The following is a 16226-nucleotide window of genomic DNA, read 5'->3' as shown; positions in this document are numbered from 1 at the left end:
CCAGGCATACGCCTTTATGTGGCTCCCCATGTGAAACGGGAACAGGGCAAAAAAGCCTTGGTTGTATTTACCCGTGCCGCGCCGTACATTGCGCACTTTAAGTTAAGCAAGGCCGATAAGAGGCGCTCATGAGCAGTGGCAGAATTCAGTTTGCCGAACAAAATGGCGTTTGCGTGTTTAAGTTCAGTGGAGAAGTGCGCTTAACGCTCTCGGCGGCGCTCGATAAAGCCATTAAACAGCTCGAAAGCCGCGAAGATATTGCCAGCATTGCCATTGATTTAACCGAGGCTTGCAGTATCGACAGCACCACGCTGGGCTTGCTCGCCAAATTGTCCATCCTCGCCAAGGAAAAAACGCACCTATTGCCGACCTTGGTCAGCACCCAAGCGGACATTAACCGCGTGCTGCAATCGATGGGCTTTGAACAAGTGTTTAACCTGATTGAAAAACCGCTCGCGCCGCCGGTGCAATTGCATGATCTGCCACCGCTGACGCAAAGCGAAGACGAAGCGCGTATCCGCGTACTGGAAGCGCACCGCATCCTGATGCAATTAAACGAATCCAACCGCGTCGCCTTTGCCGATTTAGTGGAAACGCTCGAAGGCTAATCGGCTTGGCTGAATTTCATCCGGCGTTTTGCCAGCCTTTTGAGCGCTATCCGCCACTGCTGCAAGCCTGCGCCTGCTATGGACTGCGTTTTAATCCAGCATTATTTGAGCAAACGGATTTTACGCGCTGCGACATTGCGCCAGTAACAGGCAACGCCAAGCGGCAAAGCGAGTATCTGGCCGGCAGGTTGTGCGCCCGCCAGGGATTATTCGAGGTTATTGGCGAATATCAGGCACCGCCACGCAGCAGCGGCGGCATGCCATTGTGGCCGCACGGCGCGCGCGGCTCCATCAGCCACAGCCACGGACGCGCGGCAGCGGTGGTGGGACCGGCCTCCCGCTGGCGCGCCTTGGGCCTGGATTTGGAGCCTTGTTTGCCCGTCGCTCGTGCTTTGCGTCTTGCCCCCAGTATTTTGACCCCGAGCGAGCGAGCGCATTTAGCCGCTTTAACCTCTGCTAAAGAACAGGCCTTTTTTGTCACTTTGAGTTTTTCCCTTAAAGAAAGCCTGTTTAAAGCGCTCTACCCGCTGTGCCTAACACGCTTTTATTTTCAGCATGCGCAAATCGTTGATTACCGCCAAGGCAAGGCTACAGTGCGTTTGCTGTGCGATTTACCGGGCTTTGCGGCACAAAGCCTGCTCAGCGGGCAGTTTCTGCGGCAAGATCAATTTGTGCTGACATTAGTAGCCATTGCCGCCGAACCTGCTTAGGCTGTGCCGCTTCGCCCTTAAGCAGAACTTTTTATGACGCAACAACCTTGCGCGACAGTGACCGGCTTAATTCTCTCCGGTGGCGGTGCGCGCGCGGCTTATCAAGTCGGCGTGCTCAAAGCCATTGCCCACCTGCTTGAAGGCGAGCCGCAGCACAATCCGTTTGCGGTTATCGTCGGCACTTCCGCCGGGGCCATTAACGCAGTGGGTCTCGCCTGTGGTGCGCTGCGCTTTGCCGAGGCGACGCGCAATCTGGCCCACGTCTGGCAGAACTTTCATACCGAGCAAATTTACCGCAGCGATTGGCCGGGCGTGCTGAGCCAAGTCGGGCGATTTACCTTGCGCCACTTATTTGGCCTTGCCGGAAAAACCCCGCTGGCGCTGCTCGATAATAGGCCGCTGTCACAACTGCTGCGCGAGAAACTGGATTTTTCCGGCATATCCGCCGCCGTGCGCAAGCGCGCGTTGCAAGCCGTGGCGATTACCGCCTTTGGCTACGAATCCGGCCAAGCCGTGACCTTTTATCAGGGACGCGCAACCCTCGCCCCTTGGCTGCGCCACCGGCGTATTGGCGTACCCACTCGTCTTGATTTGCCGCACCTGCTCGCCAGCGCCGCCATTCCCATGATATTTCCGCCGGTCAAGGTGGACGGCCAATATTACGGAGATGGCGCATTGCGCCAGTCCGCGCCCATCAGTCCGGCGCTGCATTTGGGCGCAACGCGCATTCTGGTGATTGGGGTCAGCGGCAATTTATCGGAAGAACAAGTTGAAAATCCGCTAATAACCGGCGAGTTCCCGCCGACTTTGGCGCAAATTGGCGGACATATGCTGGGCAGCAGCTTTATCGACAGCCTCGAAACGGACCTTGAAGTGGTCGAGCGGCTTAACCTGCTCGCCCGCCTGCTGCCAGAAGAGACACGCATACAGCAGGGCTTGCGCGAGGTGGAGGTGTTAACCATCTCGCCGAGCAAACCGCTCGATACCATTGCCGCCCGCTACCGCCATGAACTGCCGCGTGCACTGCGCCCGTTTTTCTTCGGCCCCGGTGCCATGCACAGCAGCGGCGCGGCGGTGTTAAGTTATTTATTGTTTGAACCAGGCTATTGCCGTGAGTTGATGGCATTAGGCTGGCAAGATGCGCTGCGTCAACGCGAAAAACTACTGCCCTTTTTACAACAATGCACCGCCTTTAATCATGGAGAAAAAAACTTGTGAATACCCTAAAACGCAAATGGATAATCCCCGCCGTAATCATGGCGCTGCTCTTGCTGGGCACTTTGGCTTGGCAGCTTATCAGCCGCCATATGGCCGGGCAGGCGGAAGTTAAAGCTCAGCAAACCCTGCAACAATGGGGTTTGCAAGATAAAGCACAATGGGAAAAGCTCAGCGTTTCACCTTTGGGCGCTTTAACCTTTAATAATTTGCGTATTGAGCTGTCGCCAGACGAAACTTTAAAAGTGGGGCAAGCGCGTATCAGTGATGTCATTGACCAAACAGACCATCAGCGCATCCACGTGCAGCTAAAACAGGCAAAGCAGGAATTTTCCCCAATGGCCTTAAAAGAAGTTCCAGAAGCGTTATTAAATCCAATAGATATCAATCTGCAACTGGATTTAAACTTTGCAGACGATCAAGCAAAAATACTTTACGACAGCCAGCAAAAAGACACTGCCGATATTGAACTGCAACTTCACTTAAGCCAAATCGGCGCACTGCGTGGCGTGTTGGGCGTAATCTTCCCGCAATCGGCAGCGGCCTCTGCCGACCTTGACCCCAACTTTATTGGCTTAAACCGCTTGGCTGCCGCTTATTCGATTAGCCTTAATACCTTTGATGGAAAAATTAAAAATCGTGGATTGATTAAATACCTAACCGATGCAGTAAAAGAAGATATGAATAAAGAAACGGGCGGCATGGGCGAGCAGGCTTTTGTGCGGGTTATACAAGAAACACAATCCGCCTGCCATAGTGGTGTAGATAACCTTAAGCAACCCTGTCAAAACCTTGCCGATTTTGCGCTTGGCAAGAAAAACAGCCTGCACCTAACCGCCAAACCCGCACAGCCGGTTTCGCTGGAACAGTTAAATGGCGTAATGAATGGCGGGACCGAACCCGTCTTTAAATTGCTCAATATCAGTATTCAGTAGTCAAAAAGCAGGCAAACTTTAGTGTATATCCTCCCTAAGTCTGCGACCTTTTGCCTCTTAGGCTTGGCAAGACTTGGGTTGACAATGCCAGAGCAATGATTTTTCCCCTTGGAAGGAGTGTGTTATGTTGCGTAAAACCCTTTTGGCCTCAGTTCTAACGCTGCTCAGTGCTGGCGCTTTTGCTGCGACCTGTGAAGTGACGATCAATTCCACCGATGCGATGACCTTTGAAAGCAAGGCCATTGAAATCAGCAAAAGCTGCGAAAAATTTACTGTCCATCTAAAACACACCGGGCAGCTCGCCAAAAATGTCATGGGGCATAATTTGGTGATTGCCAAAACCGCCGATATGCAGCCCATTACCACCGAGGCGCTGGCGCAAGGCGTGGATAAGGATTACCTCAAGGCCGATGACCCGCGCATTGTTGCCCACACCAAAATGATTGGCGGCGGCGAGCAAGACTCAGTGACCTTTGAAGTCGCCAAACTCTCGGCGAGCGAGCCTTATTCTTTCTTTTGCACCTTCCCCGGCCATGCCGCCCTGATGAACGGCGCGGTTACGCTAGTCGATTAAACGCTTACCCTCTCTCTTAGGCCGCTCTCCCACTTGTGGGCGAGCGGCCTATTTATGTCAGCGCAAGCGGCAACGATTTGCACAGAGCAGTGCGGTGAAACCACAGGCCGGATTGAAATCTGGCCTATCATGACGGCTTTTTGATTCAAGGACTCCCCATGTCATTCAGCCAACACCTGTGGCAGGCCAATGCGCCGCTGTATCAGGACACCGTGCAACTGCCGTTCAATCAGGAACTGGCCGCCGGAACGCTCAGCCGCGAGCGGTTTTGTCATTATGTGATCCAGGATGCGCATTATCTTCTGGCCTATGGTCGCGCGCTGGCGGTGACCGCGGCCAAGGCCGATGGCGCTGAAGGCATGGTGCAGTTTGCCCGCGCCGCGCAGGAGGCGGTGCTGGTCGAGCGCAGCCTGCATGACGGATTTATGAGCGAGTTCGGGATTGCGCCTGCGCAGTTTACCGCCACGCCGCTCACCCCGGCGTGCCACCATTACACCAGCTTCCTGCTCGCCACCGCTTGGGCCGAGCCCTACCCGGTTACGCTCGCCGCACTGCTGCCGTGCTTTTGGATTTATGCCGAAGTCGGGCGCGAGATCCATGCCAGTTCCGCCGCCGGCAATCCTTACCAAAGCTGGGTGGACACCTATGCGGGCGAGGAATTTCACGCCGCCGTGCGTGCAGTCTGTGCCACGGTGGACCGGCTCGCCGCCAAAGCCGCCGATGAAACCCGCGCGGCCATGCACACCGCCTATACCCACGCCGCGCGGCTGGAATGGATGTTCTGGGACAGCGCGTACCGGTTGGGCGATTGGCCGGTATAGATGCCAATGGTATTTACAGGGTGAAAGGATTGCGGATGGTTAGTGTCTGTTGCTGGAGAGAGGCGTAACCGTATTTTGCAGGTGCTTGCGCATTTCTTCGGCGACTAGGCGCAGTTCGGCATGGATGGAGCTTTGTAGCACTTCGATCATTTTCTGCAAAAAGGCCGGCGTGGCCGTTTGCATGGCGCGTTGCAGCCAGCAGACGGCTTCATCGATTAGGCCGCGAGCGGTCAGCATGGAGGCGTAGCTGCATTGGCCGCGAAAGTCGCCGCCTTCGGCGCTGCGGCGGTAGTAGTCAAGAGCCATGTGCGGGTCGGCGGGGACGACCCAGCCTTCTTCATAAAAGCGCCCGACCAGATTAAGGGCTTTGGCGTGACCTTGGGCGGCGGCTTTGCGGTAAAAATCGAGCGCCCTGGCTAAATCAAGCGCAACGCCCCAGCCTTTGGCGAGCATTTGCGCGTAGTTGTACTGCCCCCAGTCCAGCCCTTGCATGGCGGCTTTGTGGTAGTACAAGGCAGCGGCGGGTAAATCCACTTCCCCGCCCCAGCCCAGTTGCAGGCAGCGTCCGTACAGGTTTTGCCCCTCGGCATCGCCTTGGCTTGCCGCGCGTGCGAACCAGTGCCGCGCCAGTTTGGGATCGCGCTCAATGCCGTAGCCGTCCAGCAGAATTTGCCCGAGCTGGCACTGTGCGCGAATTTGCCCATTTGCGGCGGCGGCCAAAATCAGCCGCGCCGCGTCCTGTGGATGGGCCGTGGCGGCAAGGTGCAGCCAGTTTCGTTCGCTTTTCATCGATTGTCTGCAAGCCTACCTTTTTACATAAAGCAGGGAGGCTTGCCGGGTTTTAGAAGCTGTAATCGAGCGTCAACTGTGCGCCGCGACCTTCGCCGGGCACGCCAAAGCCACGGCCGTTGTATTGCCGCCAGTAGTGTTGGTTAAACAGGTTGACCATATTCAGCCGAACGCCTACTGCTTTATTGGCCTGCCAACTGACGGCCGCATCGTGTACCCAGTAGCCTTGCACTTCGACGCGGTTGGCCTTGGTCAGCGTGCCGCCCTGTCCTGGCCCTACGTAGCGCTCACCCACATAGCGCACACCGTAATCCAGCGAGAATTGCCCCAGTTGCAGACTGTTCCACAGGCTAGCCGAATGCTTGGGGGTGTTGGTCATGGCAATGCCTTCGCTACTGGCAACGGCAGCCTGCCTATCATCGGTAACGATTTTGCTTTTTTGATAGCTGTATCCGGCAAATATCGACCAGTTCGGCAAAATCTGCCCAGTCGCGGATAGCTCCAAACCCTCGACGCACTGTTTCATCCGAACAATCTCAGGAATGGCCGGCGTACCACCTTGGTTACTTGGCGCGTCCATTTCCGTACGAAACAGCGCCGCAGAAAGACCCAGTGCTTCTTCAAACAAATCCCACTTGCCGCCGACTTCATAGGTTTTGCCTTTGGTCGGTGACAAGGTTTCATCAGCCGCCGTGATGCCAAATTGACGAGCGATACCAATGGAGGAAGGCTGTTTGGCATTGCCGAAAGCGGCGTATAGGCTGGCTTGTTGCACCGGCTTGTAGATGACGGCGGTACGATAGCTGAACAGTTTTTCCTTGATTTCGCCGTAGTAGGCGTTGGCCGGAGTGCCCCAAGGACTGGACACATTGTCACGGCTGCGCAGCTTTTTGTTTTCGGCACTCCACCAGTCACGGCGTATGGAGAAATCCGCCTGCCAGTGCTGGTTAAATTTGAGCGTATCAATCAGGTAAATGGCGCGGGTCTGCCCCTCGTAATCGTTATCCGAGGTGTAACCAATGCTTTTGTCGCCGACAAAGCGTGACGGCGGATGCGCAGGGTCAACCGGCCCTGGCATGCCCACACCGCCCGGATATGGTTGCATGCCGCCATTGCCTTGGTTGCCGTTAATCAGGCCGCCGCCTTTAAGGTTTAGTTTTTCTTGGCTGTATTCCATGCCCGCCACCAAACTGTGCGCAATGCCGAAGGTTTGAACCTTCCATAGCAGATGGGTTTGGTTGCTTAAGGTTTGGTTTTCGGTCTGCCGCGCGACGCCGATAAGCCTTCTGCCGGAAATAGGACGCGGCTGGGGCGGGTTACCGGCCGTTCCCGGCTGCAAAAAAGCACCTGACGGCGTGGTGACGACATAGTCGCGCTTGACTTGGTCATAGGTCAGTTGGTTGGTTAAGGTCAATGCATCATTAAAGTCGTGCTCGACCTTAAAGCGAAAACGGTCGCTGCGGTTGTTTTCATGGTCGAGATTACGAAAGCCCCAGTAGCCATCCCAACGCACGCCCGGGTATTTTTTCGCCTTGCCGCTGCTTTGCTCAGCCGGAATGCCGTAGTCGTAATTGCCACGGTCATCCAGATGCTCATAGCCCAAGTGCAGGCGCGTGGCGGTATTGAGGCCAAAGGCGATGGACGGCGCAATGCCCCAACGGTTGCGGGCAATCCAATCACGCCCGTTGACGCCGGTTTCAGTGCCGACCAAGTTAAGCCGCGCGGCAATGCCAAGGTCGCTATTTAAAACATGATTGCTGTCCAGCGTTAAGCGTTTGTATTCGGCAGTGCCTACACCAACGCTGACGCTATTCAGGTCGCCAAGATATGCACTCTTGCTGACCAGGTTAATCCCGCCGCCAATCACGCCAGCACCCCAAGTGGCTGAACTTGAGCCTTTGACCACTTCGACCTGTTCGGTATTGAACATTTCCGAACGGGTATAAAACGCCGACTCGCGCACGCCGTCGCGGTAAACGTTAGAGCCGCCATAAGCACCGCTGTTAAAGCCGCGGATATTGATGGAATCGCCAATCCCGCCATTGCCTTCGCCGGAGTTAAAGGTAATGCCGGGCACATTGCGCAGCACGTCTTCCAGCGTCTGCGCGTTTTGCCTTTGGATAAGCTCCTTCGGCACCACCGAGATGCTCTGCGGCACGTCACGCAGCGGCTGGGTGTATTTGGGCGAGGACAGATTTTGCGGATTAAGCGCGTTGTCGCGGATTTGTACGTCCTCCAGCTCAACCGCTTGCGCACTGGCCGCCTGTGGCAGCACCAGTGAGGCCAGACTCAAGCCGATGCTGGCCTGAATAAAGGACAAAGGAGGAATGGGAGCCAGCGTCGAGGCACCGCTAACTTGGCGGGAAGTCATCAGAATTACCTAAGAAAGGTCTTAGAAAAGGCAGTTATCTGCCCGGCCGTATTGATGATGGAAACACCGCCTGTTCGCGAGAAGGGAAAAATCCTGCATCTTGAAGGAAAAATTCCCAGTTCAGACATTGCCTAAGAATAAGACAAGTAATAACAGAAGCGAACGACTTCGCAGCGCGAAAATAGTAGAGCATCTCATTTGTAAATAGAAATGTTTTTATTCTTATTTTTACATTTCCTATATATCGATTAGCTATAGGATCTGTTCCCGTTTTAAGCCTGGAAGCTGCCGTAAAATACGCCGAAATCGGATTTTGGAGTATCCATGCGTTTCCCCCGCAAAACCGTCTTGCTCGCTTTGCTCGCCTTGCCCAATCTGGCGCAGGCCGCCTCTTTGCAGGCATCCGCATTAAGCCTTTTGTGGTGCATGCCTTTTGTCGGTATTTTGCTGTCCATTGCGCTACTGCCACTATTAACTCCGCGCTTGTGGCACGGGCATTTCGGCAAAATTATTTTGCTGTGGACACTGGCCTTTTTGCTGCCCTTTACCTTGCAATTTGGTCTGCGGCCTAGCGCTGAATTATTAGTCCATGCGCTGCTCGCCGAATATCTACCGTTTATTATCCTGCTGCTGGCGCTTTACAGTATTTCCGGCGGCATTTTGGTTTGGGGCAATCTGCACGGCTCGCCACGCTTAAATACCGGATTATTGGCACTCGGCACATTGCTCGCTTCCATCATGGGTACTACTGGCGCTGCGATGCTGCTGATCCGCCCACTTTTGCGTGCCAATGACAACCGCAAGCACCGCGTGCATGTGGTGGTGTTTTTTATTTTTCTGGTCGCCAATATCGGTGGTGGGCTTACGCCTTTGGGCGACCCGCCGCTGTTTTTGGGTTTTTTGCAGGGCGTGGATTTTTTCTGGACGCTACAGCACATGGCCTTACCGGTACTGCTGATAAGCCTTGCGCTGCTGGCTTTGTTTTATCTGCTCGATCGCTATTTTTACCGTCAGAGCGATGAAATCCTGCCAAAAGACCCAACGCCCGATAGTCCGCTCAAACTCTACGGCAAGCGCAATTTCTGGCTGCTTTTGGGCGTTGTAGGGGCGGTTTTATTGTCCGGTCTGTGGCAACCCGGGTTAGCTGTTGACCTGCTGGGTACAAAGGTTGAACTGCAAAATCTGCTACGCGATTTTTTATTGCTCGCGCTGGCGGCGCTGTCACTGTGGATAACGCCTAGACAAGTGCGCGCCGGCAATGAATTTAACTGGTCGCCGATGCTGGAAGTCGGCAAGTTGTTTTTGGGGATTTTTATTGCCATTGCTCCAGCCATTGCCATTTTGCGTGCGGGCGAAGCGGGCGCTTTAGCTTCTTTGGTCAAGCTGGTTTCACAAGGCGGCGAGCCGCATAACGCGCTGTATTTTTGGTTGACCGGCATACTCTCTGCCTTTTTGGATAATGCGCCGACTTATCTGGTGTTTTTTAATCTGGCCGGCGGGGAAGCCGCGCCACTGATGCAGAAACTACCCGCCACATTGCTGGCGATTTCCTGCGGCGCGGTGTTTATGGGGGCGATGAGTTATATCGGCAATGCGCCTAACTTTATGGTCAAGGCGATTGCCGAGCAGCGTGGGGTCAAGATGCCGAGTTTTTTCGGCTATATGGCTTGGTCTTGCGCGATTTTGCTGCCGCTGTTTGGGTTGTTGTCATGGCTGTTTTTCTAGCGCCTGGCTATGCAAGGCGAAAACAAGCGCAGATGAATTTTAAGCCGGTTTTCAACACAGCGACGCCGGTTTAGGGTCGCTGTAGGCGTTGTATTCCCTCAGCTTTCACCCGGTCTAAAGCGTTTTTGATGGCTTGCTCTGTGGCCAGCTCGCCGCGGCCGATGCGCTCCATGTCAGCGATGACTTACGGCTCGTCTTCCAGCCCTTCAAGGCGAAGCGATCCGATACTGGTAGCAATGATTTCGCGCTGATTTTCCTCTGCAATGGTAGGCAATTTCTGCCTTGCTGCGTTACTCAAGGTTTATTGCCCTGATATGGGAAGTCGCATGCAGGAGCGGTTTGTGATTACCTTTATTAACTGTGGATTTAGTGGCTAACGCATATCACGAGCATTTAAAAAGCCTTCCCATAATTTATCCATTTCTTCTTTCTGTGCTTGCCCTGGTGACTCCAGCAGTTGCACGTGGCTTTTGATTTTTTCATCAATATATAGAAATGGCGCATTTTGCAATTCCGGTTTTAAGAAGGATCCGATATTTTTAAGCGGACTGCCGCTTAAGGTTTTTTCCACATTACGGGCAGAGACGTCAAATCGCAATAAAAAATCAATCAATTGATGGGCGGCTGCCGGATTTTGTGATGTGCGCGGAATAACCAGTGCCTCCATAATAATGGTCAAGGTGCTATCTTCTGGAAAAACCGCCTGCACATCCTGGTTACGCTGCATGGCATGTAAAATACCACTGGACCAACCTGCTACCAAACACAAATCTCCTTTACCAAGGCCATCAAAATAACGCGCGCTATCGATATAACGCAGATTGCTTCGAATAGGCAAAAGTGATTTATTGAAAAAACGGCGAAAACGAGCTAACGGCACTCGATCCAGTGAATCGCTAGAACCTTTAAAATCAAGCAATGCCGCATAAATCTCATAGGGCGCATCCGCCATCGCCATGCCACAGGAGTTAAGTTGTGCGTTTTTGGACGGGTCAAATAAAAGGCTCCAATCTTCCTTAAAATCCGCTCCAAGTATTTTTTGTGTCAACGGGCGATTAAAACCAAACGCCACAGAGCCCCAAAGGTAAGGCATCGCATAACCATTGGCACCCAGCAGACTCATTCTGCTTAAAATAAAAGCATCAAGATTTTCCTGATTTGACAACAAGGCTGGATTTAACTTGTTTAGCCGTTGCTCTTCCATCAAATGAGGCAGTGAAAAATGCGGCACCACGGCAACATCCATCAACGTATTACTATCAATTAACTGACGAATTTCGCGTTCACTGCCAAAGGTATGGTAGTCTATTTTTATGCCCGTTTCTTTTTCAAAATCCTCAAGCACAGTTTGATCGATATAATCGTCCCAATTATAAACCTTAATAATACTTTGAGCCGATACCGCCACCGAAAAAACGCAACCGCATAAAAATATCAAACAATGCTTGATGCTTGATGCTTGATGCTTGATGCTTGATGCTTGATAAGATTGTAATATGGGCATTTAAAAATAGCATACACCTATTATCTCCTTATAAACTGCATAGGGCTGCATGGATTTAACGGTGATTATCCTATGTTTTTTGCTGATTTACAAGTAATGCCTTAGAGCCAGTTTATGATTTTTTGAGGATCAGCGCAGAAATGCTAGATGGATAAATTGCACAGTGCGCATTCGATACAGCATTCTCTCTACCGCCATGCATAAATCCCGTTTTTGATAAACAGCGTTTTGCAGCAAAATCCGCTTCAGCGCAGGCCAGCTCGTCACTTAAGTAACCATCGGGGCATGGCAAGTCCGTTTTCAAAGCTGTGCGGGAACGCCCATGATGCAGACTTGTCTTTATTTTTCAATAAGTTGACCCGAAACGGGAACAGATCCTAGCCGATTTTGGAGAGTTTAAGCAGCAATTGCAGGTCTTTTAAGATTTGCTTGCCGTTGCTGCCCGGCGCATAGCGCAGCACCAGATTGCCGAGCGGGTCAATAATCCAAAGCTGTGGGGTTTTGTTATCAGTCGCAATGGTTAAGTAGCGCTCTGGCTGCAAATTAAAGCGGCCAAGCTGTGGGTATTCGCGGGCAAGCTGCTGCCCATAATCCAGAGGCAGCGCCTGGCTTGTCGCCAGTGCGTGATGAGCGCGCGCCGCCTCGCGGCCAAGGGCGATGTGAATTTGCCGCGCCAGATAAACCAGCTTGCGGCAGTCTTCAAGACAATCATCCGGCGCACTGACGAGCAGCAGCCAAGTCTGTGGAATATCGCCGCTAACGCCCAAATCCGCCAAGGTGCGCCCATCTCCCAGCAACTCGCCGTGATAATTGCGCGATTCGGGCACCCAAAAGCGCCATTTGTACATGCTGGAGGCCAGCAGTATCGGCACCACAGCCAGCAAAATCAGCGCAATCAGTTGCAGGCGACCTTTGCGCTGCTGTGTGCGGTTTTCAGGCAGTGCGGTTTTTTTCAGCATTGTGCCTTCCAAGATAGAGGTAAAGACCTACCAATGTAGCCGCCAAAGCAAACCATTGCACGGCATAGCCGGTATGTTTAGCAGGCGGCATATTGATAACCTGCCAGTCAGTGACATAAGCCGCCGCGCCGTCTTGCAAACGTAATTGCCAAGGCAGACCGTCACGTTCAAGCGCTTGCCAGAGATTTTGCGGCTCAACCTCGATGATTAGCTGCGGCCACTCATCACTGCGGGTATTAGCCCGTTGAAACCAAGATTTTTTGGGCAGATAAACGCGTGCGATAAGCTGCTGCTCGCCCACAGGCGTGGTAAAAACCGGTGGCTTTCGCCTGTCCGGCCAAGGCAGCCAGCCGCGATTAACCAGCAGCCAGAGCCTGCTGTCCTTATCTTGGAACGGCTGCAATAACTCCAGGCCAACGCGACCTGCGCGCGTGCGGTTATCCAGCAGCAGGCTTCGCTTATCATCAAATTGTCCACGCAATAGAACGGCTTGCCCCTCTTTTGGCGCGGCTTGCGCAAACAATTCCGAAGCGGTTATCGGCGGCGCTTGTCTTATCGCTTCATACTCGGCAAGCAACAGACGTTTTTCTTCGGCTCTTGATAACTGCCAAAAGCCGAGCGTGAGCAATAACGGCAGCAGCAGTGCTACTGCTAGCGTAGGCAACAGTCCCGGGCGAAAGTGGCGGACTATACTAAGGAGCTGCATTTTTCGTGGAGACCGCCATGCTCAAAGGGATGATTGTCCTGCTGCTGTTAGCGACTGTGGTCAGTTTATTTAGCGGGCTGTTTTTTCTGGTTAAAGATGAAGGGCGTAGCTCAAGGTTGGCTAATGCCTTAACGGTTCGGGTCGTTTTAGCAACCGTCACACTTGCGCTCATTGCTTGGGGATTTTATTCCGGCGAGCTTACCAGCAATGCCCATTGGTAGCTTTTGCCTTCTCCCACAAGTGGGAGAAGGCTACAGCACATAAACAAAGATAAACAGACCAATCCAGACCACATCAACAAAGTGCCAATACCAGCTTGCCGCTTCAAAGCCAAAGTGTTGGTCTGCCGTGAAATGCCCACGCAGCACGCGAATCAGCATGACGAATAAAATCAGTGCGCCAATGGTGACGTGTGCACCGTGAAAGCCGGTGAGCATAAAGAAGGTTGCGCCGTAAATACCGGAACCTAAGGTCAATCCTAATTCATGGTACGCATGGATATATTCTTCGGCCTGAAAGAACAAAAATACCGCGCCCAATAAAACGGTTAGCGCCAGCCAGATTTTTAGCGGCTTGCGTTGATTCTTGCGCAGCGCGTGGTGAGCAATGGTCACGGTAATGCTGGAGCTCACCAGCAAAATGGTATTGAGCAGCGGCAAGCCCCAAGCACTGATCACCGCCGTAGGTGGCGGGAATAGCTTGCCATCCGGGTTTTGCAAAAGCGGCCAGGTAAATTCAAAGTTCGGCCACAGCAACTCGCCAGTAACACCTTTTGCGCCTTCACCACCCAACCAGGGTCCGGCAAAGGTGCGGATATAAAACAGTGCGCCGAAGAAGGCGGCAAAGAACATCACTTCCGAAAAAATAAACCAACTCATGCCCCAACGAAACGAGCGATCCATCTGCGCACTGTATAGGCCGCTACGACTTTCTTTGATGACATTGCCAAACCAGCCATAAAACATCCAGGCCAAAATCAATGCGCCGATAAAGAAAATCAGCGGTCCGTTTGAGCTGTCCCGCGCGGCTTTTAAATCGTTAAACCAAGAGGCCATGCCGTACAGCGTGGTGGAAAGGCCGATGGTGGCAACAATCGGCCACTTGCTCTGTTCGGGAACGTAGTAGTTCTCGTGGCTGTGCGCGTTTGACATATCAAGCCCCCTTTGTTGTGTTCTTAGTGCGCTGCCACTGGCGGCATGCGTTCAGTAATATCAAATAAGGTGTAACCCAGCGTGAGTTGTCCCACATCGGCAGGCAGCGCTTGGTCAACAATAAAACGCAGCGGCATTTCAATGCGCTCGCCGGGCATCAATACCTGTTGGGTAAAGCAAAAGCATTCGGTCTTGTGAAACCACGCCGCCGCCCGCGCTGGAGCCACGCTAGGGATGGCCTGTGCGCTCATCGGCTTGTCGCTCGGGTTACGGGCAATAAACAGCGCCTCATTAACGGCACCCGGATGCACGGAAAGTTCCTCCACCGCAGGATGAAATTCCCAAACCATGCCCGCTGCGTTAGTGGTTAAAAACTGCACGCGCACGCTGCGCGACTCGTCCACCTGCTGCGCCCCGCTATAGGCATCACCGGTTTTGCCGTTGATGCCCAGTGCTTTACACATCACGTCATACAGCGGCACCAGCGCAAAACCGAAGGCAAACATCAGGCAGACGACTATCAACAATCGCCGGATCAGTTGGCTGGTGGCGTCCGTGCGGTTCATGGCCGTCTCACTTAACCGCAGGGGGAGTGCTAAAGGTGTGATAGGGCGCGGGCGATGGCAGCGTCCACTCCAGCCCGTCTGCACCTTCCCAAGGCTTGGCCGGAGCCGGTTTGCCGCCACGAATGCACTTGATGACGATAAACAGGAACAAAAATTGGGTCACCCCAAAGGTAAAAGCACCAATGGAGGAGACCATATTAAAGTCGGCAAATTGCAGGTTGTAGTCGGGGATACGCCGCGGCATGCCGGCAAGCCCGACAAAGTGCATGGGGAAAAACGCAAGGTTCATGCCGACAAAACTCATCCAAAAATGCAGCTTGGCGAGCGTTTCGTCATACATGTGGCCAGTCCATTTCGGCAGCCAGTAATAAGCCGCCGCAAAGATGCCAAAAATCGCGCCAGGTACCAAGACATAGTGGAAATGCGCGACCACAAAATAGGTATCGTGGTACTGCACATCGGTTGCGGCCAACGCCAGCATCAAGCCGGAAAAGCCGCCGATGGTAAACAAGATGACAAAGGCCACGGAAAACAGCATCGGCGCTTCAAAGGTGAGCGAGCCTTGCCACATGGTCGCTACCCAGTTAAACACCTTAACGCCGGTCGGCACGGCAATCAGCATGGTCGCGTACATAAAAAACAGTTCGCCAACCAAAGGAATGCCGACCATAAACATATGGTGCGCCCAGACGATAAAGGACAAAAAGGCAATCGCGCCGGTGGCATAAACCATTGAGGTGTAACCAAATAAAGGTTTGCGCGAGAACGCCGGAATAATCGCACTGACCGCACCAAAGGCGGGCAAAATCATAATGTAGACTTCGGGATGACCGAAGAACCAGAACACGTGCTGGAACAATACCGGGTCGCCGCCACCGGCGGCATTAAAGAAGCTGGTGCCAAAGTGGATGTCCATCAGCATCATGGTGACGCATCCGGCGAGTACCGGCATCACCGCAATCAACAAGAAGGCGGTAATCAGCCAAGTCCAGGCGAACAGCGGCATTTTCATCAAGGTCATGCCAGGCGCACGCAGGTTAAGCACGGTCGCAATCACATTGATGGCACCCATAATGGAGCTGATGCCCATCATGTGTACGCCGAAGATAAAAAAGGTCACGCTTTCCGGCGCGTAGGTCGTCGAAAGCGGCGCGTAAAACGTCCAGCCAAAATTAGGCCCGCCCGCCTCGGTAAACAAGGTGCTGACCAGCATGGTAAAAGCAAACGGCAGCAGCCAGAAGCTGAAGTTGTTCATGCGCGGCAGCGCCATGTCCGGCGCACCAATCATCAGCGGCAGCATCCAGTTGGCAAGACCGACAAAAGCAGGCATCACCGCGCCGAACACCATGATTAAGCCGTGCATGGTGGTCATCTGGTTGAAAAATTCCGGCTCAACGATTTGCAGCCCCGGCTGAAACAACTCCGCGCGGATAACCATCGCCATTGAGCCGCCCAGCAGGAACATGGCAAAGCTGAACCACAGGTACATGCTGCCAATGTCCTTGTGGTTGGTCGTCAGCACCCAGCGCATCAAACCTTTGGCGGGGCCGTGGTGGGCATGCTCATCATGCCCGTGCAGAACTGCACTCATG

At 53.4% G+C, this 16226-nt stretch carries 16 protein-coding genes; 8 read left to right on the top strand and 8 right to left on the bottom strand.

What is annotated here, in order from left to right; translation table 11 throughout:
* Positions 1-128: 128 nt before the first annotated feature.
* The 6 genes from AXE65_RS01265 (at position 129) to tenA (ending at position 4863) form a co-directional block, all read left to right on the top strand.
* Positions 129-608 carry an STAS domain-containing protein gene (locus AXE65_RS01265; protein WP_068386901.1) on the top strand — a complete coding sequence of 160 codons (480 nt, stop codon included), beginning with the start codon at positions 129-131 and terminating at the stop codon, positions 606-608.
* 5 nt (positions 609-613) lie between these two features.
* Positions 614-1318: a 4'-phosphopantetheinyl transferase family protein gene (locus AXE65_RS01260; RefSeq protein WP_079213986.1), complete on the top strand. Its 705-nt coding sequence runs from the start codon at positions 614-616 to the stop codon at positions 1316-1318.
* A 33-nt stretch (positions 1319-1351) separates the two neighbouring features.
* Positions 1352-2536: a patatin-like phospholipase family protein gene (locus AXE65_RS01255; RefSeq protein WP_068386895.1), complete on the top strand. Its 1185-nt coding sequence runs from the start codon at positions 1352-1354 to the stop codon at positions 2534-2536.
* A complete protein-coding gene (locus AXE65_RS01250) occupies positions 2533-3468 on the top strand; it encodes an aq_1923 C-terminal domain (protein WP_068386892.1) in 936 nt (311 codons plus the stop codon). The genes AXE65_RS01255 and AXE65_RS01250 overlap by 4 nt, the downstream gene beginning before the upstream one ends.
* Before the next feature lie 124 nt (positions 3469-3592).
* Positions 3593-4042: an azurin gene (gene azu / locus AXE65_RS01245; protein WP_068386889.1), complete on the top strand. Its 450-nt coding sequence runs from the start codon at positions 3593-3595 to the stop codon at positions 4040-4042.
* Between the two features lie 158 nt (positions 4043-4200).
* A complete protein-coding gene (gene tenA, locus AXE65_RS01240; protein ID WP_068386886.1) occupies positions 4201-4863 on the top strand; it encodes a thiaminase II in 663 nt (220 codons plus the stop codon).
* A gap of 39 nt (positions 4864-4902) precedes the next feature.
* On the opposite strand, the gene AXE65_RS01235 is transcribed toward tenA, so the two are convergent.
* Both AXE65_RS01235 and AXE65_RS01230 read right to left on the bottom strand, forming a co-directional pair.
* On the bottom strand, positions 4903-5652 hold the full coding sequence (locus AXE65_RS01235; protein WP_079213985.1) for a tetratricopeptide repeat protein: 750 nt from the start codon (positions 5650-5652) through the stop codon (positions 4903-4905).
* A 52-nt stretch (positions 5653-5704) separates the two neighbouring features.
* Entirely contained in the window at positions 5705-8023 is a 2319-nt protein-coding gene (locus AXE65_RS01230; RefSeq protein WP_068386883.1) for a TonB-dependent receptor, read from the bottom strand.
* Between the two features lie 324 nt (positions 8024-8347).
* On the opposite strand from AXE65_RS01230, the gene AXE65_RS01225 reads away from it, so the two are divergent.
* Positions 8348-9748, top strand: coding sequence for a sodium:proton antiporter (locus AXE65_RS01225; RefSeq protein ID WP_068386882.1), 1401 nt, complete (start codon positions 8348-8350; stop codon positions 9746-9748).
* A 373-nt stretch (positions 9749-10121) separates the two neighbouring features.
* Here AXE65_RS01225 and AXE65_RS01220 read toward each other — a convergent pair whose 3' ends face one another.
* The 3 genes from AXE65_RS01220 to AXE65_RS01210 all read right to left on the bottom strand — a co-directional run bounded on the left by AXE65_RS01220 (position 10122) and on the right by AXE65_RS01210 (position 12917).
* Entirely contained in the window at positions 10122-11252 is a 1131-nt protein-coding gene (locus AXE65_RS01220) for an extracellular solute-binding protein (protein WP_068386879.1), read from the bottom strand.
* Between the two features lie 377 nt (positions 11253-11629).
* Complete coding sequence (locus AXE65_RS01215; protein WP_068386876.1) at positions 11630-12211, bottom strand: PA_0111/PP_0108 family redox-active disulfide protein; 582 nt, start codon at positions 12209-12211, stop codon at positions 11630-11632.
* Positions 12186-12917 (bottom strand): SURF1 family protein, encoded by a 732-nt coding sequence (locus AXE65_RS01210; protein ID WP_068386872.1) that lies wholly within the window; start codon positions 12915-12917, stop codon positions 12186-12188. The genes AXE65_RS01215 and AXE65_RS01210 overlap by 26 nt, the downstream gene beginning before the upstream one ends.
* A 17-nt stretch (positions 12918-12934) precedes the next feature.
* Between AXE65_RS01210 and AXE65_RS01205 the strand changes: the two genes are divergently transcribed.
* Positions 12935-13138 carry a twin transmembrane helix small protein gene (locus AXE65_RS01205; protein WP_068387028.1) on the top strand — a complete coding sequence of 68 codons (204 nt, stop codon included), beginning with the start codon at positions 12935-12937 and terminating at the stop codon, positions 13136-13138.
* 30 nt (positions 13139-13168) lie between these two features.
* Here the strand turns inward: AXE65_RS01205 and AXE65_RS01200 are convergent, their stop codons facing one another.
* From AXE65_RS01200 to ctaD, 3 genes are read right to left on the bottom strand one after another with little or no spacing between them, the layout of a single operon-like run.
* On the bottom strand, positions 13169-14068 hold the full coding sequence (locus tag AXE65_RS01200) for a cytochrome c oxidase subunit 3 (RefSeq protein WP_068386869.1): 900 nt from the start codon (positions 14066-14068) through the stop codon (positions 13169-13171).
* 23 nt (positions 14069-14091) lie between these two features.
* A complete protein-coding gene (locus AXE65_RS01195) occupies positions 14092-14634 on the bottom strand; it encodes a cytochrome c oxidase assembly protein (protein ID WP_068386866.1) in 543 nt (180 codons plus the stop codon).
* 7 nt (positions 14635-14641) lie between these two features.
* A complete protein-coding gene (gene ctaD, locus AXE65_RS01190) occupies positions 14642-16225 on the bottom strand; it encodes a cytochrome c oxidase subunit I (RefSeq protein ID WP_068386862.1) in 1584 nt (527 codons plus the stop codon).
* Position 16226 lies beyond the last annotated feature (1 nt).

The sequence above is a fragment of the Ventosimonas gracilis genome, assembly GCF_001580025.1.
GTDB classification, from domain to species: domain Bacteria; phylum Pseudomonadota; class Gammaproteobacteria; order Pseudomonadales; family Pseudomonadaceae; genus Ventosimonas; species Ventosimonas gracilis.
The sequence above is the reverse complement of the archived record's forward strand: the minus strand, read 5'-3'. Positions and strand labels throughout refer to the sequence as shown.